Source organism: Streptomyces sp. ISL-94, assembly GCF_018614075.1.
Classification (GTDB): domain Bacteria; phylum Actinomycetota; class Actinomycetes; order Streptomycetales; family Streptomycetaceae; genus Streptomyces.
Map to the genome: position 1 here is coordinate 1 of NZ_JAGGOZ010000070.1, position 25019 is coordinate 25019.

Annotated in this window: 20 protein-coding genes and 2 tRNA genes; 3 read left to right on the top strand and 19 right to left on the bottom strand. The window is 69.9% G+C overall.

Annotation, left to right across the window (positions count from 1 at the left end; translation table 11 throughout):
* Positions 1–34 precede the first annotated feature (34 nt).
* On the top strand, positions 35–484 hold the full coding sequence (locus J7E94_RS21955; protein ID WP_215018059.1) for a hypothetical protein: 450 nt from the start codon (positions 35–37) through the stop codon (positions 482–484).
* 66 nt (positions 485–550) lie between these two features.
* Here J7E94_RS21955 and J7E94_RS21960 read toward each other — a convergent pair whose 3' ends face one another.
* The 11 genes from J7E94_RS21960 to J7E94_RS22010 all read right to left on the bottom strand — a co-directional run bounded on the left by J7E94_RS21960 (position 551) and on the right by J7E94_RS22010 (position 16098).
* Complete coding sequence (locus J7E94_RS21960) at positions 551–2476, bottom strand: TIGR03960 family B12-binding radical SAM protein (RefSeq protein WP_215018060.1); 1926 nt, start codon at positions 2474–2476, stop codon at positions 551–553.
* Between the two features lie 72 nt (positions 2477–2548).
* Positions 2549–4084 carry a CYTH and CHAD domain-containing protein gene (locus J7E94_RS21965; RefSeq protein ID WP_215018062.1) on the bottom strand — a complete coding sequence of 512 codons (1536 nt, stop codon included), beginning with the start codon at positions 4082–4084 and terminating at the stop codon, positions 2549–2551.
* 49 nt (positions 4085–4133) lie between these two features.
* Entirely contained in the window at positions 4134–5333 is a 1200-nt protein-coding gene (gene rodA / locus J7E94_RS21970; RefSeq protein WP_215018064.1) for a rod shape-determining protein RodA, read from the bottom strand.
* 19 nt (positions 5334–5352) lie between these two features.
* Positions 5353–7533 (bottom strand): penicillin-binding protein 2, encoded by a 2181-nt coding sequence (gene mrdA, locus J7E94_RS21975; protein WP_215018066.1) that lies wholly within the window; start codon positions 7531–7533, stop codon positions 5353–5355.
* Positions 7534–7546: 13 nt separating this feature from the next.
* On the bottom strand, positions 7547–8254 hold the full coding sequence (mreD, locus tag J7E94_RS21980) for a rod shape-determining protein MreD (RefSeq protein ID WP_215018069.1): 708 nt from the start codon (positions 8252–8254) through the stop codon (positions 7547–7549).
* A gap of 13 nt (positions 8255–8267) precedes the next feature.
* Positions 8268–9215 (bottom strand): rod shape-determining protein MreC, encoded by a 948-nt coding sequence (gene mreC, locus J7E94_RS21985; RefSeq protein ID WP_215018071.1) that lies wholly within the window; start codon positions 9213–9215, stop codon positions 8268–8270.
* 130 nt (positions 9216–9345) lie between these two features.
* Positions 9346–10365, bottom strand: coding sequence for a rod shape-determining protein (locus J7E94_RS21990; RefSeq protein WP_215018090.1), 1020 nt, complete (start codon positions 10363–10365; stop codon positions 9346–9348).
* Positions 10366–10682: 317 nt separating this feature from the next.
* The gene (ndk, locus tag J7E94_RS21995) at positions 10683–11093 is read right to left on the bottom strand and encodes a nucleoside-diphosphate kinase (protein ID WP_030710854.1); all 411 of its coding nucleotides are present in this window, start codon (positions 11091–11093) and stop codon (positions 10683–10685) included.
* A gap of 64 nt (positions 11094–11157) precedes the next feature.
* On the bottom strand, positions 11158–11526 hold the full coding sequence (locus tag J7E94_RS22000; protein ID WP_215018073.1) for a DUF4233 domain-containing protein: 369 nt from the start codon (positions 11524–11526) through the stop codon (positions 11158–11160).
* A 3-nt stretch (positions 11527–11529) separates the two neighbouring features.
* Positions 11530–13041, bottom strand: a complete 1512-nt coding sequence (locus J7E94_RS22005) for a folylpolyglutamate synthase/dihydrofolate synthase family protein (protein ID WP_215018075.1) — start codon at positions 13039–13041, stop codon at positions 11530–11532.
* Between the two features lie 435 nt (positions 13042–13476).
* Positions 13477–16098: a valine--tRNA ligase gene (locus J7E94_RS22010; RefSeq protein WP_215018077.1), complete on the bottom strand. Its 2622-nt coding sequence runs from the start codon at positions 16096–16098 to the stop codon at positions 13477–13479.
* Positions 16099–16285: 187 nt separating this feature from the next.
* Here J7E94_RS22010 and J7E94_RS22015 point away from each other — a divergent pair, with 187 nt between their 5' ends.
* Complete coding sequence (locus tag J7E94_RS22015; RefSeq protein ID WP_215018079.1) at positions 16286–17197, top strand: hypothetical protein; 912 nt, start codon at positions 16286–16288, stop codon at positions 17195–17197.
* 102 nt (positions 17198–17299) lie between these two features.
* Here the strand turns inward: J7E94_RS22015 and clpX are convergent, their stop codons facing one another.
* The 5 genes from clpX to J7E94_RS22040 all read right to left on the bottom strand — a co-directional run bounded on the left by clpX (position 17300) and on the right by J7E94_RS22040 (position 22068).
* Positions 17300–18586: an ATP-dependent Clp protease ATP-binding subunit ClpX gene (gene clpX / locus J7E94_RS22020; protein WP_215018080.1), complete on the bottom strand. Its 1287-nt coding sequence runs from the start codon at positions 18584–18586 to the stop codon at positions 17300–17302.
* A 153-nt stretch (positions 18587–18739) separates the two neighbouring features.
* Positions 18740–19414, bottom strand: a complete 675-nt coding sequence (locus J7E94_RS22025; protein WP_285440808.1) for an ATP-dependent Clp protease proteolytic subunit — start codon at positions 19412–19414, stop codon at positions 18740–18742.
* 86 nt (positions 19415–19500) lie between these two features.
* Positions 19501–20118 (bottom strand): ATP-dependent Clp protease proteolytic subunit, encoded by a 618-nt coding sequence (locus tag J7E94_RS22030; protein ID WP_308345420.1) that lies wholly within the window; start codon positions 20116–20118, stop codon positions 19501–19503.
* Between the two features lie 286 nt (positions 20119–20404).
* On the bottom strand, positions 20405–21799 hold the full coding sequence (gene tig, locus J7E94_RS22035; RefSeq protein ID WP_215018084.1) for a trigger factor: 1395 nt from the start codon (positions 21797–21799) through the stop codon (positions 20405–20407).
* A gap of 192 nt (positions 21800–21991) precedes the next feature.
* Positions 21992–22068: transfer RNA gene (locus J7E94_RS22040), tRNA-Pro, on the bottom strand.
* A 179-nt stretch (positions 22069–22247) separates the two neighbouring features.
* Here J7E94_RS22040 and J7E94_RS22045 point away from each other — a divergent pair.
* A tRNA-Gly gene (locus tag J7E94_RS22045) sits at positions 22248–22318 on the top strand.
* Between the two features lie 101 nt (positions 22319–22419).
* Here the strand turns inward: J7E94_RS22045 and J7E94_RS22050 are convergent.
* The 3 genes from J7E94_RS22050 to J7E94_RS22060 all read right to left on the bottom strand — a co-directional run bounded on the left by J7E94_RS22050 (position 22420) and on the right by J7E94_RS22060 (position 24632).
* Positions 22420–22614: a hypothetical protein gene (locus J7E94_RS22050; protein ID WP_150519620.1), complete on the bottom strand. Its 195-nt coding sequence runs from the start codon at positions 22612–22614 to the stop codon at positions 22420–22422.
* Positions 22615–22791: 177 nt separating this feature from the next.
* The gene (locus J7E94_RS22055; RefSeq protein ID WP_215018086.1) at positions 22792–23247 is read right to left on the bottom strand and encodes an HD domain-containing protein; all 456 of its coding nucleotides are present in this window, start codon (positions 23245–23247) and stop codon (positions 22792–22794) included.
* Positions 23244–24632: a pyridoxal-dependent decarboxylase gene (locus J7E94_RS22060; RefSeq protein ID WP_215018088.1), complete on the bottom strand. Its 1389-nt coding sequence runs from the start codon at positions 24630–24632 to the stop codon at positions 23244–23246. The genes J7E94_RS22055 and J7E94_RS22060 overlap by 4 nt, the downstream gene beginning before the upstream one ends.
* Positions 24633–25019: the final 387 nt, after the last annotated feature.

Below are 25019 nucleotides of genomic sequence, written 5' to 3' on the forward strand. Positions count from 1 at the left end.
CGCTCTCGTACACCACGCCGTTAGGGAACCGCCCATGACCCACCCCTTTCGGACCCGTCGTTTCGTTCTGTTCGCCGCCTCGACCGCCATGGCCGCGGGAGGCGTACTGGTGCCCACGACCGCCTTCGCCGCCACCCCGGCGACACCGCACACCGTCACGGCGGACGGCGACGCCGGCAGCAAGGCCAACGTTGTGGACCGTCCCGGCAAGGGGGGCGACGGAAAGCGGGGCAACAAGCATCCCGGCAAGGGCGGCTCCCCTGACAGGGTGATCCCCCCGGACAGCGGCACGTGGCAGTGCGTCACCGCCCCGTGCGGTCCCCCCGGCGGCGGCGAGTTCACGACCCAGGAGCACGTCACGACGAACCCTGGCACGTGGCAGTGCGTCGCCGCCCCGTGCGGTCCCCCCGGCGGCGGCGAGTTCACGACCCAGGAGCACGTCACGACGAATCCGAACGACCCCAGCCTCATCCGCACGACCTGAGATCCAATGGATATGCCCCCCACCGTCCACGGTGGGGGGCACATCCGGTGCGGGCTCAGCCCGACGTCACTTCACGACCGACAGCGGCAGCAGTTTCTTGCCGGTCGGGCCGATCTGGATCTCGGTCTGCATCTGGGGGCAGACGCCGCAGTCGAAGCACGGGGTCCAGCGGCAGTCCTCGACCTCGGTCTCGTCGAGGGCGTCCTGCCAGTCCTCCCAGAGCCATTCCTTGTCGAGGCCGGAGTCCAGGTGGTCCCAGGGCAGGACCTCCTCGTAGGTGCGCTCGCGCGTCGTGTACCAGGCCACGTCCACGCCGTAGGCGGGCAGCGTCTTCTCCGCCGCCTCCATCCAGCGGTCGTAGCTGAAGTGCTCGCGCCAGCCGTCGAAGCGGCCGCCCGACTCGTACACGGCGCGGATGACGTCGCCGATGCGGCGGTCGCCGCGTGAGAGGAGGCCCTCGACGATGCCCGGCTTGCCGTCGTGGTAGCGGAAGCCGATGGAGCGGCCGTACTTCTTGTCGCCGCGGATCTTGTCGCGGAGCTTGCCCAGGCGGGCGTCCGTCTCCTCGGCGGACAGCTGCGGCGCCCACTGGAACGGGGTGTGCGGCTTCGGCACGAAACCGCCGATCGACACCGTGCAGCGGATGTCGTTCTGGCCGGAGACCTCACGGCCCTTGGCGATGACGTTGACCGCCATGTCGCCGATCTGGAGGACGTCCTCGTCGGTCTCGGTCGGCAGGCCGCACATGAAGTACAGCTTCACCTGGCGCCAGCCGTTGCCGTACGCGGTGGCGACGGTGCGGATCAGGTCCTCTTCCGAGACCATCTTGTTGATGACCTTGCGCATGCGCTCGGAGCCGCCCTCGGGGGCGAAGGTCAGACCGGAGCGGCGCCCGTTGCGGGTCAGCTCGTTGGCCAGGTCCACGTTGAAGGCGTCCACCCGGGTCGACGGCAGGGACAGGCCCACCTTGTCGTCCGTGTACCGGTCGGCGAGGCCTTTGGCGATGTCGGCGATCTCGGTGTGGTCCGCGGAGGACAGGGAGAGGAGGCCGACCTCCTCGAAGCCGGTCGCCTTGAGGCCGCGCTCGACCATCTCGCCGATGCCGGTGATGCTTCGCTCCCGCACGGGGCGCGTGATCATGCCGGCCTGGCAGAAACGGCAGCCGCGGGTGCAGCCGCGGAAGATCTCCACGGACATGCGCTCGTGGACGGTCTCGGCGAGCGGGACCAGGGGCTGCTTGGGGTACGGCCACTCGTCGAGGTCCATGACCGTGTGCTTGGACACGCGCCACGGCACGCCGGAGCGGTTCGGGACGACGCGGCCGATGCGGCCGTCCGGCAGGTACTCGACGTCGTAGAAGGCGGGGATGTAGATGTTGCCGGTCTTGGCGAGGCGCAGGAGGACCTCCTCGCGCCCGCCGGGGCGGCCCTCCGCCTTCCAGGCGCGGATGATCTCGGTCATGTCGAGGACGGCCTGCTCGCCGTCGCCGATGACCGCCGCGTCGATGAAGTTTGCGACCGGCTCCGGGTTGAAGGCCGCGTGGCCGCCCGCCAGGACGATCGGGTGGTCGACCGTGCGGTCCTTGGACTCCAGCGGGATGCCCGCGAGGTCCAGGGCTGTGAGCATGTTCGTGTAGCCCAGCTCCGTGGAGAAGGACAGGCCGAACACGTCGAAGGCCGACACGGGGCGGTGGCTGTCCACGGTGAACTGCGGGACCTTGTGCTCGCGCATGAGCGCTTCCAGGTCCGGCCACACCGAGTACGTGCGCTCCGCCAGCACGCCCTCGCGCTCGTTCAGCACCTCGTAAAGGATCATGACGCCCTGGTTGGGCAGCCCGACCTCGTACGCGTCCGGGTACATGAGCGCCCAGCGGACGTCGCACGCGTCCCAGTCCTTGACGGTGGAGTTCAGCTCACCACCGACGTACTGGATCGGCTTCTGGACGTGCGGAAGCAGGGCCTCGAGCTGTGGGAAGACCGACTCGGACATCACGCGACTTTCGTGAAGCGGGCAGGGGGCGACTCTCAAGCGTACCCCGCGGCTCAGCCGCCCCCGCCCGCATGATCAGCCGAGGGCGGCACGCAGCCCCGGGGCCGAAGCCCCGGCCCAGACGGCCGGGAGTTCACTCTCGAGCCGTTCGGCCAGGGCCTCCTCGCGGGCGTACAGGACGCCCCAGGTGAAGGCCGATTCGCCGGCGTCCGCCGCCTGGGCGGCGAGATCGAGCAGGGCGTCGCGGGCGACCACGCTGTCCTGGTGGTCGCCGAGCAGGCGCTGCACCGCCTTCACCGCCTTGGCCTGGCGTTTCGCCGGTTTGCCGAGGGCGGGTACGGCTGCTTCGGCGGCGTAGCGGGCCCGCTTGGCCGCCTTGCGGGCCTCGTGCAGGGCCAGGTCGCGCTCGTGCCCCGGGGGGAGTTCCAGTGCGTGTCCGACGCGGCCGGCGAGGCGCTCGTGGTCGCGGACGACGGCCTTGGGCAGGACGCTCTCCGCGGGACGGGAGGCGGGCTTCAGCAGCGGCGGGTCCGCGAGCAGGGCGTCGAGGGAGTCGAGGAGGGCGACGTGCCGGGCGCTGTCGAGGGCGGCCAGCGCGCGGCGCCGGGATCCGGTGCGGCGGTCGGCGTTCCAGGTGCGCAGCCGGCCGGGTACGGGGCCGAGGACCAGGGTGGAGGGCAGTTCCCCGAGGCGGGTGCGGATCCGCTCCAGCAGGACCTCCTGGTCGCGGTCGACGCCGAGTTCGGCGCCGAGCCATTTCAGTTCCTGGCCGAGGGGGTCGGTGGCGGCGCGGTCGAGGACCTTCCGGTACGTCTTGAGGGCGCTGCGCGTGCGCCGGACGGCGACCCGCATCTTGTGGACGGAGTCGGGAAGGTCGCGGCGGACCGCGGGGTCGAGGGCGACGAGGGTGTCGCGCTGCTCGCGCAGGTACGCGAGGACGTGCGCGCCCGCCGTGCCGTCCCCCGGACCGGGCGCGGGCCGGGCCGGGGGCGCGGCGCCGGTCTCGGCGAGGGCGCGGGCGAGCTTCGACGGGGCGTCGCAGACCCGCAGCCCGGCTTTGCGGAAGGTCTTCTCGACGGCGTCGAGGAGGGCCGGGTCGGTCCCGTCGGCGAGCTCGACCTCGACCTCGGTCCAGGCGGCGGTGGTCCCGGCGCGCTCGGCCAGGACGGTGTCGGTGGACAGCTCGGCGAGCAGCTCCCTGCCGGCGTCCAGCAGGTGGCTGACCTTGCGCGAGGAGAGGAGCCTGACCTGGGGTTCGAGGCCGGTGTCCCGGACGCGGGAGCGGACGAGGGCGGCGAGCGAGGGCGGGAGGGTGTCGCTGAGCGGGGCCCCGATCTCGTCGCGCACGCCCGGGGAGACGGGGAGTTTCAGGTGCCAGCCCGCGTCCGCGCCGCCGGTTCTGCGCCGCAGGGTGAGGCCGTCGGCCGCGAGCCGCTGGTCCGGGGTGTCGTAGTAGACGGCGTCGAGGTCGACGGTTCCCCGGTCGGAGACGGCCGCGATCGCGGCCGTCCCCGTCAGGTCCGGCACCTCGCGCCGGGCGGCCTCGGACTGCTTCTCGCCGCCCTGTGTGAACTCGAATTTCCGCTCGATCTCGCGTTTCGTGTCCGCCATGAATCGAAGGTAGTCCGGAACGGATCACGTCGGCAGGTTGAACACCGGATCAGGCCGACAAGGGGCGTTGCACCTTGATCGACTGCAACAGCCCGATGGCCACCCACACGGCGAACATCGACGAGCCCCCGTACGAGACGAAGGGCAGCGGAAGCCCGGCCACTGGCATGATCCCGAGGGTCATCCCGATGTTCTCGAAGGACTGGAAGGCGAACCAGGCGATGATCCCGGCGCACACGGTGGTCCCGTAGAGCTCGGTGGTCTCGCGGGCGATCATGCAGGCCCGCCACAGGATGATGCCCAGCAGCGCCAGGATCAGCCCGGCTCCGACGAAGCCCAGCTCCTCCCCCGCCACCGTGAAGACGAAGTCGGTCTGCTGCTCGGGCACGAACTGCCCGGTGGTCTGCGAGCCCTTGAAGAGCCCGGAGCCGGTCAGGCCGCCGGAGCCGATCGCGATGCGCGCCTGGTTGGTGTTGTATCCGACGCCCGCCGGGTCGAGTTCGGGGTTGGCGAAGGCGGCGAAGCGGTTGATCTGGTACTCGTCGAGGACGCCGAGCTGCCAGACCAGGATGGCCCCGGCGGCGCCCGAGCCGATCAGGCCGAGGACCCAGCGGTTGGAGGCGCCGGAGGCCAGCAGCACGCCGAGGACGATGACGACCATGACCATGACGGAGCCCAGGTCGGGCATCAGCATGACGATGCCCATCGGGGCGGCCGCCAGGCACAGCGCCTTGACGACCGTGCGGTGGTCGGGATGCGTGAGGTCGCCCGCGTCCACCCGGGTGGCCAGCAGCATCGCCATGACCAGGATGATCGTGATCTTCACGAACTCGGAGGGCTGGAGGGAGAATCCGCCGCCGATCACGATCCACGCGTGGGCGCCGTTGATGGTGGCGCCGAGCGGGGTGAGCACGGCGAGGATCAGTACGAGCGAGATCCCGTAGAGGACGGGCACCGCGCCGCGCAGGGTGCGGTGGCCGAGCCAGACGGTGCCGATCATCAGCACGAGGCCGATGCCGGTGTTCAGGGCGTGCCGCTCGAGGAAGTAGTACGGGTCCCCCTGGTTCAGCGAGGTCCTGTTGCGGGTCGCCGACCACACCAGCAGGGAGCCGAGGAAGGACAGGGCGAGCGCGGAGAGGAGTATCGGCCAGTCGAGCCGGCGCACGACGGAGTCGCGGGCGGTGAGCTTGGCCATCGCCCCGCGCTCGGGCGCGTACCGGGAGACGGAGAACTTGTTGGCGGTCTGCATGTCGTTCGGTCCTCGGTCCTCAGTCCTGGCGCGCGGGGGGCGGGGCGGGCGGCCCGGCGAGCACGGGCGGTTCCAGCTCCTCCGGGGACGGCGGTACGTACGGCCGGATCTCGGGGGAGTCGATGGAGCCGTCGGGGTAGATCTTGGGCAGTTTCGCCTCCGGTGCCGGCAGCAGGGCCTTCTTCAGGTCCTGCTTCCCGTCCATGCTCAGACCGTAGATGGCGTTGTAGAGGTTGCGGACGGCGGGGCCCGCGGCTCCGGAGCCGGTGCCGCCCTGGGAGATCGTCATGACGATCGTGAAGTCCTTGGTGTAGGTCGCCAGCCAGGACGTGGTCTGCTTGTCGTAGACCTGGGCGGTGCCGGTCTTGGCATGCATCGGAATCTTGTCCATCGGCCAGCCGCCGAACCGCCAGGCGGCGGTCCCGCCGGGCTCGACGACCATGCGCAGGCCCCTGTCGAGGTTGCTGATGGTCTGGGCGTCGATCGGCAGCCTGCCGTGCGCCCTGGGCTTGATCATCCCGACGCGCTTCCCGTCGGGACTGATCACGGCCTTGCCGACCGTGGGGTCGTAGAGGGTGCCCCCGTTGCTGATCGCGGAGTAGGCGGTGGCCATCTGGATGGGGGTGACGAGGACGTCGCCCTGCCCGATGGCGAAGTTGATGCTGTCGTAGGCCTTCAGCTGGTTGCCTTCGAGGCAGCTCTCATAGGCGATCTGCTCGACGTAGGTGCCGCCCTTCTTGCCCTGCTTGCACCAGGAGTCCTTGTTGGCTGCCCAGAAGCTCTGCTTCCACTTGCGGTCGGGGATGCGGCCGGTGACCTCGTTCGGCAGGTCGATGCCGGTCTCGGCGCCGAGTCCGAACTCCCGGGCGGTGCGGTAGAACCAGTCGTGGGCGTCCTTCTTGGGGCTGAGGCCGCCGTCGCGCTGCCACTCCTTGTGCCCGAGGGCGTAGAAGACGGTGTTGCAGGAGAACTTGAGGGCTTCGGCCAGGGTGATGGGGCCGTGCCCCTTGGACTCGAAGTTCGCGAAGCTCCGGCCGCCCATGTTGTAGGAAGCGCTGCAGTTGTACTTGCCGTCGAAGTCGTAGCCGGCCCGCACGGCCGCGCTCGCCGACACCACCTTGAAGATGGAGCCCGCGGGGGCCTGGCCCTGGATGGCCCGGTTGAGCAGCGGGTAGTTGGAGTTCTTGCTGGTGAGCGCGGCGTAGTCCTTGCCGGAGATGCCGCCGACCCAGGCATTGGGGTCGTAGTCGGGCTGGGAGGCCATCGCGACGACGCGGCCGGTCTTGGCCTCCATGACGACGACGGCACCCGAGTCGGCCTCGTACTTGCGGCCGGTGATGTTGTCGGTCTCCTGGCGGACCGTCTTCATCGCCTGCTGGAGCTCGTACTCGGCGACGGCCTGGACCCGGGCGTCGATGCTGGTGACCAGGGTGGACCCGGGCACGCCCGGGTCGGATTTGGTCTGGCCCATGACCCGGCCGAGGTTGTCGACCTCGTACGAGGTGACCTCCGCCTTGCCGCGCAACTGCTTGTCATACGTGCGTTCGATGCCGGAGCGGCCGACCTGATCCGAACGCAGGTGCGGGGAGTCGGTGTCCTTGGCCTTCTGGATCTCCTCGTCGGTGACCGGTGAGAGGTAGCCGAGGACCTGTGCGGTACGGGCCCCGCCGGGTGCCGGGTAGCGGCGGACGGCGGTGGGCTCCGCGGTGATGCCGGGGAAGTCCTCGGGGCGTTCGCGCAGTTGCAGCGCCTGCTGCGTGGTGGCTTCGAGGGTGACCGGAATCGGCTGGTACGGGGAGCCGTTCCAGCAGGGCTTGGGGGTCTCGGAGTCGCAGAGCCGGACCTTGTCCATGACGTCCTTGGGGCTCATGTCCAGGACGCCGGCGAGGCGGGTCATCACGGCCTTGCCCCGGTCCTTCATCCGCATCAGCTCGGTGCGGCTGGCGGAGACGACCAGGCGGGTCTCGTTGTCGGCGAGCGGAACCCCTCGGGCGTCGAGGATGGAGCCGCGCACGGCGGGCTGGACGACCCGCTGGACGTGGTTGCTCTTCGCCTCGTGGTAGTACTCCTCCCCGTTGCGGATCTGGAGGTACCAGAGGCGACCGCCGAGGGTGACCAGCATCGAGAGGACGAGTACCTGGATCATGACGAGCCGGATCTGCACCCGGGAGGTGCGGCCGGTTTCGGGAATGTTGGTCACGTCCGCTCCTCCTTCAGAGTTTCTTGACGCTCTTCACGCCCTTCACGGTCTTGACGCCCTTTATGCGGCCGGCCCGGTTCGCGCGGGAGCGCGCGGTCCTCAGGCGCAGGCCGCCGCGCTGGCTGCCGATGCGCAGGCCGGTGCCGCCGGCCAGCCAGCCGGAGGAGACGTCGGCGGCCTTCTTGGCGGGGCCGCCCCCGGCCTCGACGGCCATCGGGTCGTTCTCGGCGCGCCGGGCCAGGGCCATGATGAACGGCACGGTGAAGGGCGCGAGCAGCAGGTCGTAGAGGGTCGCGGTGAACAGCAGCCCGGTCAGGCCCACATGGCGGGCGGCGGTGTCGCCGACGAGGGCGCCCACGCTCGCGTAGAGCAGGGTGGAGCCGATCGCGGTGGCGACCACGGTGAGCATCGGGCCCCAGGCGGAGCGGAACCGCCCGTTGTCGGGGCGGACCAGGCCGGCCACGTAGCCGATGACGCACAGGACGAGCGCGTACCGCCCGGCGGCGTGGTCGGCGGGCGGGGCCAGGTCGGCGAGCAGCCCGGCGGCGAAGCCGATGAGCACGCCGCCGACCGGCCCGTACACGAGTGCGAGGGCGACGACGGTGAGCAGCAGCAGGTCCGGGACGGCGCCGGGCAGTTGGAGCCGGCCCAGGACGGTGACCTGGACGACGAGGGCGACCACGACGAGCGTGGTCGACAGCAGGATCCGGTTGAAGCGCATGGTCGGTCTGCTCCTACTCGTCGGCCGGCTTGCCGGGCACGCTGGCGGCCCCGGACGGGGTGACCGTGACGGTGACCGTCGGGATGGGCTTGGGGGCCTCGGGCTTGGGCGGCAGCACGGCGTCGCGCGGGTCCTCGCGCGGCGGCATCACCACGACGCCGACGATGTCCAGGCGGGAGAAGCCGACGAACGGGCGGACCCACACGGTGCGGGTCAGGTCGCCGCGCGAGGGGTCGACCTTGACCACCTCGCCGATCGGTACGCCCGGCACGAAGGGCTTGTTTCCGCGCGAGCCGAAGGTGACGAGCCGGTCGCCCGGGTTCACCTTGGCCTTGCCGTTGAGCATCTGGACGGACAGGGCGCGGTCGCCCTGTCCCGTGGCGAAGCCGAGTTCACCGGTCTTCTCCAGACGGGTGCCGACGGTGAAGTCGGGGTCGTTGGCAAGGACCACGGTGGCGGTGTCGGGGCCGACCGTGGAGACCCGGCCGACGAGTCCGTCCCCGTTGAGGACGGTCATGTCGCGTTCGATGCCGTCCTTGCTGCCGGCGTCGATGGTCACGGTCCAAGAGAAGCCCTGGGCCGCTCCTATGGCGATGACCTCGGCGCCCTTGATGCCGTACTGCCCGGCGCCGGCCCGCTTGAGCATCTCGTCGAGCTCGCGGATGCGGCTCTTGGTCTGGGCGTCGCTGCCCAGCTTGGCCTTCAGGGCCGCGTTCTCGCGCTCCAGCGTGGCGATGCGGTTGTGGCGCTCGCCGGAGTCCCTTACCGCCCCTATGGCGTTGGCGACCGGGTCGACCGCGGTCGACACGCCCTTCTCGACCGGCCCGAAGACCGCTGCGGCGGCCTGTCGGGCACCGTCGACCGGCGACTCCTCGCCCGCCCTGATGTCCACCGTGATCAACGCGAACGCGATGGCGATCAGAAGCACCAGGAGCAGCCGGCTTTCTCGTGTGTCCCTCACGTGCGGCGGCCGTGCCTTCCTCGTCGGAATTCTCTTTTGCCTGTATATCAACGATCCGCCGCACGGGCCCGGTAGCACCCGTACGGCGGATCCTTGTGTGTTGTCCTCCGGATGGAGGGATATCCGCCGGTCAGCGCCGGGGCTGGGCGTCGAGGACCTGCTGGAGCGCCTCGAACTCCTCGACGCACTTGCCGGAGCCGAGCGCCACGGAGTCGAGCGGGTCCTCGGCGATGTGGATCGGCATGCCCGTCTCTCGCCGCAGCCGCTCGTCCAAGCCGCGGAGCAGGGCGCCGCCGCCGGTCAGGACGATACCGCGGTCCATGATGTCGCCGGAGAGCTCCGGCGGGCACTTGTCGAGCGTGGTCTTGACCGCGTCGACGATGGCGTTGACGGGCTCCTCGATGGCCTTGCGCACCTCGGCGGCCGAGATGACGACCGTCTTGGGCAGGCCGGAGACCAGGTCCCGGCCGCGGATCTCGGTGTGCTCGTCCTTGTCGAGGTCGTACGCCGACCCGATGGTGATCTTGATCTGCTCGGCGGTCCGCTCACCGAGGAGGAGCGAGTACTCCTTCTTGATGTGCTGGATGATCGCGTTGTCGAGCTCGTCGCCGGCCACCCGGATGGACTGTGCCGTGACGATTCCGCCGAGGGAGATGACGGCGACCTCGGTGGTGCCGCCGCCGATGTCCACGACCATGTTGCCGGTGGCCTCGTGGACGGGCAGGCCCGCGCCGATGGCGGCGGCCATGGGCTCTTCGATGATGTGCACCCGACGGGCGCCGGCCTGCGTGGACGCCTCGATGACGGCGCGGCGCTCCACTCCGGTGATGCCGGAGGGTACGCAGACCACCACCCGCGGGCGGGCCAGGTAGCGGCGCTTGTGGATCTTGAGGATGAAGTACCGGAGCATCCGCTCGGTGATCTCGAAGTCGGCGATCACGCCGTCCTTGAGGGGCCGTACGGCGACGATGTTGCCGGGCGTGCGCCCGATCATCTTCTTCGCCTCGGAGCCGACCGCCAGAATGCCACCGGTGTTCGTGTTGATGGCGACCACGGACGGCTCGTTCAGGACGATCCCCCGGCCCCTCACGTACACCAGCGTGTTGGCGGTCCCGAGGTCGATCGCCATGTCACGGCCGATGAACGACATGTTGTTCCCCTTGTTCCCCATGAGGAGCGTCTGGCCTTCCAGTTGATAGCGGCTGCTGTCAGGTCGGCGAGGTGGGTGTGTGGGTGGAGGCCCCATCGTAGTGCCGCGAGTACCGGCACCGCGCGACGGGACTCCGGCAATCCCGCCGGAACGGATACCCGCCCCCTAGTGGTGACGACGTGTTCTGCCCAGGCGTTCCCGCTCCTGGCCGGAAATACCAGGGGGCGACCGAAATTACTTCGGTCGCCCCAGGTCGTGAGCGCTATTCGGCTGATGTCGCGTCAGGGAAGTGTGCCCGAAGTGTGCCCGAAGAGTGCTCAGAGAGCGGGGAAGAACAGCTTCAGCTCGCGCTCCGCGGACTCCTCGGAATCCGAGGCGTGGATCAGGTTCTCCCGGGTGACGGTGCCGAAGTCACCCCGGATGGAGCCGGGCGCCGCGGCGATCGGGTCAGTGGGTCCGGCCAGCTGGCGGACACCCTCGATCACACGTTCCCCTTCGACCACGAGGGCGACGACCGGGCCACTGGCCATGAAGCCCATGAGGGGCTCGTAGAAAGGCTTGCCCTTGTGCTCGCCGTAGTGCGTCTCCAGGGTCTCCTGGTCCAGCGTGCGCAGCTCCAGCGCGGGGATGGTCCAGCCGGCCTTCCGCTCGATGCGGCCGATGATCTCGCCCACCAGGCCGCGCCGGACGGCGTCGGGCTTCAGCAGGACGAGGGTGCGCTGGGTCATGGTGCGGCTCCTTGCGGCATACGGGTGCGGTGGGACGAATCTACAGGGCTGTTAGGGGAACCCGTCACGCAGCGTCAGGCGCGGCGGGTGTGCCCTGCGCCTCCTGCGCGGCCGCCCACCGGGCCTTGATCGTGTCGATCTTGCGGCCGTAGTGCACCGAGCACCACCACAGGGCGGCGAAGACCGCGCCGAGGAAGAACATCGTCGGGACGACGAACCCGCTCGCGATCAGGCCGATCTGCAGGGCCCAGCCCAGCTGGACCGCCCCGGGGCGCGAGAGCATCCCGCACAGCAGCACCGACAGCAGCATCGTGACCCCGCACACCGTCCAGACCTCCGCCTGGGTCAGGTCCGGGTCCTTCATGGCCACCAGGCCCGCGAAACCGATCACGAAGAACTCGCCGATCAGCGTGCTCGCACACAGCGTGCGCATCCTTCAGCCCCTCTTCAGCAGCAGGCGGGCCTCGCCCACCGTGATCACGGACCCGGTCACCAGGACCCCGGCCCCTCCGTACTCGGCCTCTTCCTCCGCCAGGGTGATCGCCGCCTCCAGGGCGTCGTCCAGCCGCGGCTCCACCTGCACCCGGTCCACGCCGAAGACCTCGACCGCGACGGCCGCCAGCTCGTCGGCGCCCATCGCCCGGTGGCTGGAGTTCTCCGTCACCACGACCTCCGCGAAGATCGGCTCGAAGGCCTCCAGCACCCCGCGGACGTCCTTGCCCTCGCTCGCGGCCACGACCCCGATCAGCCGGCTGAAGCCGAAGGACTCGGTGACCGCCTCCGCGGTGACCGCCGCGCCCGCCGGGTTGTGCGCCGCGTCCAGGACCACCGTCGGGCTGCGCCGCACGACCTCCATACGGCCCGGCGAGGTCACCGAGGCGAAGGCCCTGCGTACGGTCTCCACGTCCAGGACGCGCGCACGCTCCTGGCCGATCCCGAAGAAGGCCTCGACCGCCGCCAGCGCCACCGCCGCGTTGCGCGCCATGTGCGCGCCGTACAGCGGCAGGAAGATGCCGTCGTACTCCCCGCCCACTCCGCGCAGCGTCAGCTGCTGACCGCCGACCGCGACCTCGCGCGCGACCACGCCGAATTCCATGCCCTCGCGGGCCACCGTCGCGTCCGCCTCGACGGCCTTCTTCAGGAGTACCTGGGCCGCGTCCACCGGCTGCTGCGCCAGGATGACGGTCGCGCCCTGCTTGATGATGCCGCCCTTCTCCAGGGCGATCTCGCCGGGCGTGGAGCCGAGCCGGTCCGTGTGGTCCAGGCTGATCGGGGTGATCACCGCGACCGAGGCGTCGATGACGTTGGTCGCGTCCCAGCTGCCGCCCATGCCGACCTCGACCACGGCCGCGTCGACCGGGGCGTCCGCGAAGGCCGCGTACGCCATTGCGGTGAGCACCTCGAAGAACGACAGCCGGTATTCCTGGGAGGCGTCGACCATCTCCACGTACGGCTTGATGTCGTGGTACGTCTCGACGAACCGCTCGGCGCCGATCGGCGCCCCGTCGAGGCTGATCCGCTCGGTGATCGACTGCACGTGCGGGCTGGTGTAGCGGCCGGTGCGCAGCTCGAAGGCGTTCAGCAGGGCCTCGATCATGCGGGCCGTACTGGTCTTGCCGTTGGTGCCGGTGACGTGGATGGACGGGTACGCGCGCTGCGGCTCGCCCAGCAGGTCCATCAGCGCCGCGATCCGGGACACGGACGGCTCCAGCTTGGTCTCGCCCCAGCGGGTGGCGAGCTCCTGCTCCACCTCCAGCAGCGCCTTCGCCACCTCCGGGTCGGTGGGCCGGGCGGGTACCGGGTCGCCCTGCGGCGGTCCGGCCTGGGCGCGCAGGGTGCGGCTGCCGGCCTCGATCACCGCCAGGTCGGGGTCGCGGTCGGATTCTTCCGCCACGATCTGGTCGAACTCGTCGAAGCGGTCGTCGCTCTCGGGCTGCTGCTCACTCACAGGCCCAGTCTACGGACGAGGACCCGCCGGACTTTCGCCCCGGGCGTTTCGGGACCTTCGGCGGGCGGGGCGACCAGATCGTTATGCGGCCTTGCGGGCAGGAGACAGGGGAACAAATGCCGCAGGCCGGCACCAAAGGACAGCTTCCAGCCGCGACACAGACTCCGCCACCAGGTCGTGCCGGTAGGCGGCGATGCCCACCGCCGAGGCGCCGCCGCACCAGCAGCGTCGTACAGCCGGCGGCCGGCACGGCGGCGGCCGGCGGACCGTTGCCCTCCATCATCCGTGGTGAGGGCGACCGGATCAGCCCAGACCGCATGAAAAGTGACATAGGGCACTTCGGCTGTGTGACGGCGGCCCCCGCGCGGGGAAGGCATACGGGGAAGACCCCCACATCGACCGACGGTGTGGGGGCCTTCACTCGCTGACTGGCGGCTACGCCGGCGGCAGTGTTTCCAGCTGCGCCTGGATCCGGGCGATGTCCGCCTCTGCCTTGGCGAGCCGGCCCTTGATCTTGTCCACGACGTTGTCGGGGGCCTTGGCGATGAACGCCTCGTTGCCGAGCTTCGCCTCCGCCTGCTGCTTCTCCTTCTCGGCGGCGCCGAGGTCCTTGGTCAGGCGCTTGCGCTCGGCGGCCACGTCGATGGTGCCCGACAGGTCGAGCGCGACGGTCGCGCCGGCCACCGGCAGGGTGGCGGTGGCGCTGAAGCCCTCGCCCTCCGGCTGGAGGCGCAGCAGCTGGCGGATGGCGGCCTCGTGCGCGGCCAGCGCGGTCCCGCCGAGGTCCAGGCGGGCAGGAACCTTCTGGCCCGGCTGCAGCCCCTGGTCGGCGCGGAAGCGGCGGACCTCGGTGACGACGGCCTGGAGGTTCCCGATCTCGGCCTCGGCGGCCTCGTCGCGGAAGCCGCTGTCCGTGGGCCACTCGGCGATCACGATCGACTCGCGGCCAGTCAGGGTGGTCCACAGGGTCTCGGTGACGAACGGGACCACCGGGTGCAGCAGGCGCAGCGTGGTGTCCAGAACCTCGCCGAGAATCCGGCCCGAGACCTTGGCGCCCTCGCCCCCTGCGAAGAACGTCGTCTTCGACAGCTCGACGTACCAGTCGAAGACCTCGTCCCACGCGAAGTGGTAGAGGGATTCCGACAGCTTCGAGAACTGGTAGTCCTCGTAGAACGCGTCGACCTCGGCCACGGTCTTGTTGAGCCGCGACAGGATCCAGCGGTCGGTCGCCGACATCTGCTCGGGCGCCGGCAGCTCGCCCTCGATCGTGGCGCCGTTCATCAGCGCGAAGCGCGTGGCGTTCCAGATCTTGTTGGCGAAGTTGCGGGACGCCTGGACCCAGTCCTCGCCGATCGGAACGTCGACGCCCGGGTTGGCGCCGCGCGCCAGGGTGAAGCGGACGGCATCGGAGCCGTACTTGTCCATCCAGTCCAGCGGGTTGACGGCGTTTCCGAAGGACTTCGACATCTTCTTGCCGCGCTCGTCGCGGACCATGCCGTGCAGGGCGATGGTGTGGAACGGCGGGGTGCCGTCCATCGCGTACAGGCCGAACATCATCATCCGGGCGACCCAGAAGAAGAGGATGTCGTAGCCGGTGACCAGGACGGAGTTCGGGTAGAACTTCGCCAGGCTCTCGGTCTGCTGCGGCCAGCCGAGCGTGGAGAACGGCCACAGGCCGGAGGAGAACCAGGTGTCCAGGACGTCGGTGTCCTGGGTCCAGCCCTCACCCGTCGGCGGCTGCTCGTCGGGTCCGACGCAGACGACCTCGCCGTTCGGGCCGTACCAGACCGGGATGCGGTGGCCCCACCAGAGCTGGCGCGAGATGCACCAGTCGTGGAGGTTGTCGACCCAGTCGAAGTACCGCTTCTCCATCTCCTGCGGGTGGATCTTGACCTTGCCGTCGCGGACCGCGTCACCGGCGGCCTTGGCGAGCGGGCCGACCTTGACCCACCACTGCATGGACAGGCGCGGCTCGATGGTGGTCTTGCAGCGCGAGCAGTGACCGACGGAGTGCGTGTACGGGCGCTTCTCAGCGACGATCCGGCCCTCGGCGCGCAGCGCGGCGACGATGGCGGAGCGGGCCTCCAGCCGGTCCAGGCCCTGGAAGGGGCCGTGGGCCGTGATGATGGCGTGCTCGTCCATGACGGCGAGGTTCGGCAGGCCGTGGCGCTGGCCGATCTCGAAGTCGTTCGGGTCGTGCGCCGGGGTCACCTTGACGGCGCCGGTGCCGAACTCGGGGTCGACGTGCTCGTCGGCGACGACCGGGATCCGGCGGCCGGTGAGCGGCAGCTCGATCTCGGTGCCGACCAGGTGCCTGTAGCGCTCGTCCTCCGGGTGGACGGCGACGGCGGTGTCGCCGAGCATCGTCTCGGCGCGGGTGGTGGCGACGACGATGGAGGCGTCACCCTCGCCGTAGCGGATCGAGACGAGCTCGCCCTCGTCGTCCTGGTACTCGACCTCGATGTCGGAGATCGCGGTCAGGCAGCGCGGGCACCAGTTGATGATCCGCTCGGCGCGGTAGATCAGCTCGTCGTCGTAGAGCTTCTTGAAGATCGTCTGGACTGCCTCGGACAGGCCCTCGTCCATGGTGAAGCGCTCACGGGACCAGTCGACGCCGTCGCCGAGGCGGCGCATCTGACCGGAGATCTGACCGCCGGACTCGCCCTTCCACTGCCAGACGCGCTCGACGAAGGCCTCACGGCCGAGGTCGTGGCGGGACTTGCCCTCCTTGGCGAGCTCGCGCTCGACGACGTTCTGGGTGGCGATACCGGCGTGGTCCATGCCGGGCTGCCACAGGGTCTCGAAGCCCTGCATGCGCTTGCGGCGGGTGAGGGCGTCGATCAGCGTGTGTTCGAAGGCGTGCCCCAGGTGGAGCGAGCCCGTGACGTTCGGCGGCGGGATGACGATGGTGTACGCAGGCTTCTCGCTCTTCGCGTCGGCCTCGAAATACCCACGCTCTACCCAGCGCTCGTAGAGCTTCCCCTCTACCTCGGCCGGCGCGTACTGGGTCGGCAGTTCGGAGTTGGGGCTGCTGGGTGTCTGCGTGTTCTCGGTCACGAGCCACAGGATAAGGGCGGCCCCACCTCCGTTACGAATCCATACCGCACAGCGGCCGCCCGTTGCGGGCGGCGGTGGAGGTCCCCGCGTCGTAGTTCCGTAACGCCTGGGACCCCGGCGCGCCTTCATCGCCGCGCTTCCGACAGGATGTGAGCAACGTAAGAGATTCCTAAAGGGGGACGCAGAGATGAGCTACAACCAGCCGGGGCCGTACGGCCAGCAGCCGCAGCAGCCGGGACCGTACGGGCAGCAGCCCCCGCCGCCTCCCGGCCCCTACGGCCAGCCCGCGCCCCAGCCCGGGTACGGATACCCGCAGCAGCCGGGCGTGCCGCCGCAGGGGTACCCGCAGCAGCCCCAGCAGCCGGGCTACGGCTACCAGCAGCCTCCGTACGGCGGGATGCCCCCGCAGCAGCCGAAGAAGTCCAAGGCCGGTGTGATCATCGCCGTGGTCGTCGCGGTCGCGCTGATCGCGGGCGGCGGCTGGTACTTCCTGAAGGGCGGCGGCGCCGGCGGCGTGGTCTCCGCGGACACCAAGGGTTACAAGCTGGTCGCCCCGCAGACGGTGGACGCCTTCACGAAGGACCCGAAGTACACGCAGGAGGAGTTCACCGACGAGGACAAGAAGGAGGCCGAGGCGGCGGGCGTCAAGAACCCCACCCAGGTGGGCATGGACTACGTGTCCGGCGACCCGAGCAACCCGCTGTCGGCCAAGGCGATCAACTTCCAGGGTGTCTACGGCGAGATCGCCGACCCCGAGAAGGCCGTGGACGCGTACTTCGCGATGGCCAAGATGAAGGCCGGCAAGGACGACAAGGACGGGACGGCCGAGCTCATCGGCAGCCCCAAGACGATCACCCCTGCCGGCTTCAAGGGCGCTGTGCTGAAGTGCCAGGAGGCCAAGTTCGTCTCGAAGGACACCAAGTCCAAGGGCCCCAAGGAGTTCACGATGCCGATCTGCATCTGGGGTGACTACAGCACCATGAGCATGGTCACGGCCCTGGACGTCTCCGCCATCCTCGGCGGCAGCAAGGGCTACACGCTGGAGCAGACCGCGGACTTCGCCGGCAAGCTCTACAACACCGCCCGTGTGAAGAAGTAGAAGAAGTCGAAGAAGTAGCGCGAGCAGAAGAAGCGAGCGCGGCGGAACACATGCAGAAGGGGCGCCCCCGACGGGGGCGCCCCTTCTGCATGGTGCCTGCGGCTACGCCGACTTCTCCTGCGGGCCCTGGTCCTTCGGGACGATCCGGGGGACCAGCGTCGGGTTGACGTTGGAGCGGACGACGTCCGAGGTGATGACCACGCGGGCCACGTCCTTGCGGGACGGGACCTCGTACATCACCGACATCAGGACCTCTTCCATGATGGCGCGCAGGCCGCGCGCGCCCGTCTGGCGCAGGATCGCCTGGTCCGCGATGGCTTCCAGCGCCTCGCGCTCGAAGTCCAGTTCCACGCCGTCGAGTTCGAACAGCCGCTGGTACTGCTTCACCAGGGCGTTACGCGGCTCGATGAGGATCTGGAGCAGAGCCTCGCGGTCCAGGTTGTGCACGGAGGTCAGGACGGGGAGGCGGCCGATGAACTCGGGGATCATCCCGAACTTCACCAGGTCCTCCGGCATGACCTCGTGGAACTGGTCGCTCGCCTCGATCTCCCGCTTCGAGCGGATCGTCGCCCCGAAGCCGATGCCCTTGGCGCCCGCACGCGACTCGATGATCTTCTCCAGGCCGGCGAAGGCGCCGCCCACGATGAAGAGCACGTTCGTCGTGTCGATCTGGATGAACTCCTGGTGCGGGTGCTTGCGGCCGCCCTGCGGCGGGACCGAGGCGGTCGTGCCTTCCAGGATCTTCAGGAGGGCCTGCTGAACGCCCTCGCCGCTCACGTCGCGCGTGATCGACGGGTTCTCGCTCTTGCGGGCCACCTTGTCGATCTCGTCGATGTAGATGATCCCGGTCTCGGCCTTCTTCACGTCGTAGTCGGCGGCCTGGATCAGCTTGAGCAGGATGTTCTCGACGTCCTCGCCGACGTACCCCGCCTCCGTCAGCGCCGTCGCGTCGGCGATGGCGAACGGGACGTTCAGCATGCGCGCGAGTGTCTGCGCGAGGAGGGTCTTGCCGGAGCCCGTGGGGCCCAGCAGCAGGATGTTGGACTTCGCGAGCTCGATCGCGTCCTCGCGGCCCTGCGCGCCGCCGTTCTCGCCGGCCTGGACCCGCTTGTAGTGGTTGTACACCGCTACCGAGAGCGCCTTCTTCGCCGGCTCCTGGCCGACGACGTAGCTCTCCAGGAACTCGTAGATCTCGCGGGGCTTGGGGAGTTCCTCCCACCGGACCTCGGAGGTCTCCGCGAGTTCCTCTTCGATGATCTCGTTGCAGAGGTCGATGCACTCGTCGCAGATGTACACACCGGGTCCTGCGATGAGCTTCTTCACCTGCTTCTGGCTCTTTCCGCAGAACGAGCACTTGAGCAGGTCGCCGCCGTCACCGATGCGTGCCACGAGGTGCTTCCCCTTCGCCTGGGAGACGCCTGGTTCAGCGCTCCTGGTGCCTCATATCCGACGGTACCTTGCCGGGGGCCCCGTGCGGGGCCCCCTTGACGTGGTTCACACCGCCGAATCCGGCAGCGTGTGCACGCCAACTGGCGGCAAGGATCAGGTGTTGCTGCTCTTGCGGGTGGAGATGATCTGGTCGATCAGCCCGTACGCGAGAGCGTCCTCGGCAGTGAGGATCTTGTCGCGCTCGATGTCGTCGCGGATCTTCTCGATCGGCGTGGTCGAGTGCTTGGCCAGCATGGTCTCCAGCTGGTCGCGCATGCGCAGGATTTCGTTGGCCGCGATCTCCAGGTCGGAGAGCTGCTCTCGGCCGGTGCCGCCGGAGGGCTGGTGGATCAGCACGCGGGCGTTCGGCAGCGCCATGCGCTTGCCCGGGGTGCCGGCGGCGAGCAGGACCGCGGCGGCGGAGGCCGCCTGGCCCATGCAGACCGTCTGGATGTCCGGCTTCACGAACTGCATCGTGTCGTAGATCGCCGTCAGCGCGGTGAAGGAGCCGCCGGGGCTGTTGATGTAGATCGAGATGTCGCGGTCCGGGTCCATGGACTCCAGGCACAGCAGCTGCGCCATGACGTCGTTGGCGGAGGCGTCGTCGATCTGCACGCCGAGGAAGATCACGCGCTCCTCGAAGAGCTTCGCGTACGGGTCGTACTCGCGCACGCCCTGCGAGGTGCGCTCGACGAAGCGCGGGATGACGTAGCGGTTGTCCACCTGGGGGCCGGTGTAGAGGCCGCTCGTGGGAGAAAGGTTGTTCATGTACATCTGGGTGTTCACCATCCTGGTGGCGTTCTGCGGGCTGAGGCTTGCCTGGTACGGGCTGGCGTACGGGACCTCGTACGGGGTCCCGCGCGCCGGGGCCGGGATCAGGCCCCGGTGCCGCCGCCGCCCGGGACCAGGGACGCAGCGGAGATGATCTCGTCGATGAGGCCGTAGTCCTTGGCCTCCTCCGCCGTGAACCAGCGGTCGCGGTCGCCGTCGCGGATGATCGCCTCCACCGTCTGGCCGGAGTGGTGCGCGGTGATCTCAGCCATGCGCTGCTTCGTACGCAGCAGGTACTGGGCCTGGATCTTGATGTCCGAGGCGGTGCCACCGATGCCGGCGGAACCCTGGTGCATCAGGATGTCGGTGTTCGGGAGCGCGAAGCGCTTGCCCGCGCTGCCACCGGTGAGCAGGAACTGGCCCATGGAGGCCGCCATGCCCATGCCGATGGTGACGACGTCGTTCTTGATGTACTGCATGGTGTCGTAGACCGCCATGCCCGCCGTCACGGAGCCACCGGGGCTGTTGATGTACAGGTAGATGTCCTTGTCCGGCTCGGCGGCCAGGAGCAGGAGCTGCGCCGTGATCTTGTTCGCGATGTCGTCGTCGACCGGCTGGCCGAGGAAGATGATGCGCTCGCCGAGCAGCCGGTTGTAGACATGGTCGCCGAGGCCGCCACCGATGGACGGCTCACCCGCGGCGTAAGGCATCAGATTCGTCACGTATCCACCTGCTCGTCTCCGACGGCCATGTGCCGTCTCAGCGTCTCGTTCTGGGGCGCACCGGGCCGGTGCGGACATGTCCGCCGGCGTCCGGGTAGTGCAGAGCCCTCGTATTCATGGACCCTAACGCGCAGGTCGGACAACGCCATCCCGGTTCCCGAACTGTTCGCTGGGAGCGCAAGGTCCGGGGGCCTTCCGGACCCTGTGCCGGAGGGCCCGGACGCGACTGCGTCCGGGCCCTCCGGGGCACTGCTCGGGTACTGCTCAGCGGGCTGCGCCCGGGGTGTTACTCGGCCTCGTCGCCCTTGGCCTCGTCGTCACCCTCGGCGGCGGCCTCGACCGCCTCGCCGGCCTGCTCCTCGTCCTCGTCCTCGTCCGAGAGGTCGACGACGTTGCCGTTGGTGTCGGTGACCTTGGCGGCCTCGACGACGACCGCGAGGGCCTTGCCGCGGGCGACCTCGCCGACCAGCATCGGAACCTGGCCGCCCTCGACGACCGCCTGGGCGAACTGGTCGGGGGACATGCCGGAGGAGGCGGCGCGGCGCATGAGGTGCTCGGTGAGCTCCTCCTGGTTGACGCCCAGCTTCTCCTTGTTGACCAGCGCGTCGAGGACGAACTGGGTCTTGATGCCCTTGACGGCCTGCTCGGAGGTCTCGGCGTCGAACTCCTCGACCGTCTTGCCCTGGAACTCCAGGTACTTCTCGATGGTCAGACCCATCTGGCCGAGCTGGTGGTGCTCGAGGTTGTGCTTGCGGGTCTGGACCTCGTCCTCGAGCAGCTTCTCGGGGATCGGGACCTCGACGAGCTCCAGCAGCTTCTCCAGGACGCGCTCCTGGGCCTGCGTGGCCTGGTCGTACTGCTTCATGTTCTCGAGGCGCTTGCGGCTGTCGGCCTTGAGCTCTTCGAGGGTGTCGAACTCGCTCGCCATCTGCGCGAACTCGTCGTCCAGCTCGGGAAGCTCACGGGCGGAGACCTTGGTGACCTTGACGGTGACCTCGGCGTCCTGGCCATCGGCGGAGCCGCCCTTCAGCTGGGAGGTGAAGGTGGCCTCGCCACCGGCCTCCAGGCCCTTGACGGCCTCGTCGATGCCCTCGAGGAGCTCGCCCGAGCCGATGGTGTAGGACACGTCGGAAGCGACGCCGTCCTCCAGCACCTCGCCGTCGACCTTGGCCTCGAGGTCGATGGTGACGACGTCGCCGTCCTGGGCGGCGCGCTCGACGTCCTTGGTGGACGCGAAGCGGCCGCGCAGCTGCTCGACCGACTTCTCGACGTCCTCGTCGGAGACCTCGATGGCGTCGACCTCGACCTCGATGCCGGAGTAGTCCGGGATCTCGATCTCGGGGCGCACGTCGACCTCGGCGGTGAAGGCCAGCACCTCGCCGTCCTTCAGCTCCGTGACGTCGACCTCGGGCTGGCCCAGCGGGTTCAGGTCGGCCTCGTTGACCGCCTCGGTGTAGAACTTCGGGAGGGCGTCGTTGACGGCCTCCTCCAGCACCGCACCGCGGCCGAAGCGCTGGTCGATGACGCGGGCCGGGATCTTGCCCTTGCGGAAGCCCTTCACCGTGACCTGCTGGTTGATCTTCTTGTAGGCCGCGTCGAGGCTGTCCTTGAGCTCCTCGAAGGGCACCTCAACAGTGAGCCGAACCCGAGTCGGGTTCAGGGTCTCCACGGCGCTCTTCACGGTTCGGTCTCCTTGTGGCTGACTTGGGGGTTCTGCCGTCACGCTGCGATTCAGCGGTTCAGCGGACTTCGGCCCGGTACATCAGACACACGGGCACGCAGCTTGCATAGTAACCGCAAGCGGCAATCAGCCCACAACGCGATCTTGTGGGGACCCTCGATGGAGCGTGAAAGGGGACACTGCTGGTGGTGGTGGTCGGGGTGGCCGGATTCGAACCGACGACCTTCCGCTCCCAAAGCGGACGCGCTACCAAGCTGCGCCACACCCCGTCGGTGCGACACGTAGGGTACATGCCCGGAGACCCTCCGACGCGCGGGGTTTCCGAGTTTCCCGACGGGCTTCCCCGGCAGATCCGCGCCGGCGACACGAAAGCGGTGTGCGCTCCCCCGGCGCGACCCGCTAGGATGCTGTCCGTCGCCGCGGTTCCCGGACATGCGGCGCGCACGTTGCGGGCGTAGCTCAATGGTAGAGCCCTAGTCTTCCAAACTAGCTACGCGGGTTCGATTCCCGTCGCCCGCTCTGAACGACGAAGGGCCAGGTCAGAGGAGCTTTCCTCCACCTGGCCCTCAGTCGTTCCCGGGGCCTGTGGGCAGGGCGCCGCGCATCCCGGCCGCGCACCTCTAGAGCTTGATGTTCGCGATCATCGTCGCGAGGGAGTTGAGGAATCGGTTCACGTCGTCCGCGATGGAGCTGGACGCCAGGAAGAATCCGAAGAGGGCCGCGACGATGGCAGGGCCCGCCTTGATGTGGTTGCCGCGGATCAGCACCACCAGGATGACCGCCAACAGAACCACCACTGACAGCGAAATGGCCACTACTGATCACACCTTCAGTCGTCCCCTGGTCGGCCCGGGGCGCGCGGCCGCGCACACCCCCACATGGACCATCCTCCCACCAACCGGCCCCGGCTATCCGCTCCGTGACGAATCACCATCGATCCGTTTCCGCCAACCACACGCGCGCAGGGCATATTTCGGGCATCAGGGGCGGACTCACGGGGTGGTGAGGCCGAGCAGGGAGCGGACATACGCGTACTTTGCGGACAGTCTGTCGCGCGTGGGGCCGTCCAGTACGGAGAGGCGTACGGGGTCCGCGTTGTGCGCCAGGTCGGCTTCCTTGACGAGCAGGGCGCCGGGAGTGGCGAGGATGCGGGCCGTGTACTGCTCGACCGGTTCGCCGGGGCGTTTGGTGACCGCGAGGACCATGTCCTTGACGGTCTGCGGGAGGGCGGCGGAATCCAGCCAGGTCAGGCTGAGGGCCTCGTCCTCGATGGCGTCGTGGAGCCAGGCCGCCGCCTGCTGTTCCGGGCTGCCGCCGCGCGCGCGGACGCCTTCGGCCACGGCCGCCAGGTGCTCGGCGTAGGGTCGGCCGGCCTTGTCCGTCTGGCCCTCGTGCGCGGTGCGCGCCAAGGCCTCGACCTCGATGAGGGTCAGGGGACGGCTCGTCATGCGATCTCCCTTGCTGCTGCGCCGAGGGCCTCCGCGGCCCGGCGTACATCCGCCTGCGTGGTGCGCCAGTTGGAGAACGCGGCGCGCAGGGCCGGGGTTCCCGCGTAGACGGTCGGGGTGACGAAGACCTCGGCGCCGACGGCCTCCCGGAGGGCTGCCAGACGGGCGGGGGCGGGGTCCTCGGCGAGGGTGAAGCAGACCACGTTGAGGCGGACGGGGGCGAGGAGGCGGAATCGCGGGTCCCCGGAGAGCCGCTCGCCGAGCGCGCGGGCGCAGGCGATGTCGCGCTCGACGATCTCGCGGTGGCCCTGGCGGCCGTACGCCCGGAGTGTGAACCAGGCGGCGAGGGCGCGCAGCCGGTGGGAGTTCTCGGGGGTGAGGTGGACGAGGTCGGGGTGGTCGCCGAGGGGGCCGAGGTAGGCGGCGGCGTTCTGGAAGACGCGGGCTTGGAGGTCACGGCGGCGGGTGAACTGGACGGCGCTGTCGTAGGGGACGTTCAGCCATTTGTGGAGGTCGACGCAGAGGGAATCGGAGGCGTCGATGCCGTCGGCGAGGTGGGCGTGGTCCGGGGAGAGGGCGGCGAAGGCGCCGAAGGCGGCGTCGGTGTGCAGCCAGAAATCGTGGCGGTCGCGGAGGGCGGCGATGGCCGGGAGGTCGTCGAAGTCGACGGTGTTGACGGTGCCGGCGTTGGCGACGACGACGGCGGGGCCGGGTGTGTCGGCGAGGGCGCGGTCCAGGGCGGCCGGGTCGACGGCCTCGCGGCCGGGCAGGGTCGGGACGGGGACGAGGGAGCCGCGGCCCAGGCCGAGGACGGAGAGGGCCTTGGCGATGGAGGAGTGCGGGGCGCCGGAGAGCACACGGACGCGGCCCAGGGCGGCGACGCCGTCCTCGGCCGGGGAGACGCCGAGGCGTTCGCCGAGCCATTCGCGGGCGATGGCGAGGCCGGTGGTGTTGGACATCGTGGCGCCGGAGACGAAGGTGCCGGAGTGGGCTTCGGAGAGGTGGAAGAGCGCGCGGAGCCAGCCGACGGTCTCGCGTTCGAGGTCCTGGCCGGCGCCGTCGAAGGCGGAGTTGGAGTTCTGGTCGTGGGCCGCGGTGAGCCAGTCTCCCGCGAGGGCGGCGGGGGTGGCCCCGCCGGTGACGAACCCGAGGTAGCGGGGGCCGGCGGAGGCGGAGAGGCGCGGCTCCCAGCGCTCCTGGAAGGCGGCGAGGGCGGCTTCGGTGCCGGTGCCGTGTTCCGGGAGGGGCTCGGGTTCGTGCGGTTTCCCGGGGGGCGGTACGACGGGACGTGCCTCCAGGCCCGCGAGGGCGTCGGCGGCGGCGCGGCGGGTGGCGTCGAGGAGGTCGGGTAGCCGGGCGAGATCGGCGGCGAGCGTGCGGTCCATGGGGGCACGCTAGGCGCCCGCGGGCCCGCGGGGGCGTGCCAATCCCGCCCGAGTGGCCCGCCTACGGCGGCTGGGCCGCTCAAAGGCCGCCCGCCGACCGGCCGGGCCGGCGCGCGGCCAGGGGCGGAGTCGGGACCGGGGCCGGGGCTGTGGACGGGCCGGGCCGCCGGGCGGGCCGGGGCGGTGGAGCGGGCCAGGCCGCCGGGCGGGCCGGGGCGGTGGGCGGCCCGGGGCTGTGGGGCGGGCCGGGGCTGTGGGGCGGGCCGGGCCGCCGGGCGGGCCGGGGCGGTGGAGCGGGCCAGGCCGCCGGGCGGGCCGGAGCGGTGGGCGGGCCGGGCCGCCCGGCGGGCCGGAGCGGTGGGCGGCCCGGGGCTGTGGGGCGGGCCG

Coding starts and splice junctions, on each gene's coding strand:
- J7E94_RS22055 (WP_215018086.1), bottom strand. CDS start 23,247: ATGACGAGCCGTCCCCTGACCCTCATCGAGGTCGAGGCCTTGGCGCGC.
- J7E94_RS22015 (WP_215018079.1), top strand. CDS start 16,286: ATGAGCTACAACCAGCCGGGGCCGTACGGCCAGCAGCCGCAGCAGCCG.
- rodA (WP_215018064.1), bottom strand. CDS start 5,333: ATGCAGACCGCCAACAAGTTCTCCGTCTCCCGGTACGCGCCCGAGCGC.
- mreD (WP_215018069.1), bottom strand. CDS start 8,254: ATGCGCTTCAACCGGATCCTGCTGTCGACCACGCTCGTCGTGGTCGCC.
- J7E94_RS21965 (WP_215018062.1), bottom strand. CDS start 4,084: ATGGCGGACACGAAACGCGAGATCGAGCGGAAATTCGAGTTCACACAG.
- J7E94_RS21990 (WP_215018090.1), bottom strand. CDS start 10,365: ATGTCGTTCATCGGCCGTGACATGGCGATCGACCTCGGGACCGCCAAC.
- ndk (WP_030710854.1), bottom strand. CDS start 11,093: ATGACCCAGCGCACCCTCGTCCTGCTGAAGCCCGACGCCGTCCGGCGC.
- J7E94_RS22060 (WP_215018088.1), bottom strand. CDS start 24,632: ATGGACCGCACGCTCGCCGCCGATCTCGCCCGGCTACCCGACCTCCTC.
- J7E94_RS21955 (WP_215018059.1), top strand. CDS start 35: ATGACCCACCCCTTTCGGACCCGTCGTTTCGTTCTGTTCGCCGCCTCG.
- J7E94_RS22000 (WP_215018073.1), bottom strand. CDS start 11,526: ATGCGCACGCTGTGTGCGAGCACGCTGATCGGCGAGTTCTTCGTGATC.
- J7E94_RS22025 (WP_285440808.1), bottom strand. CDS start 19,414: ATGGTGAACACCCAGATGTACATGAACAACCTTTCTCCCACGAGCGGC.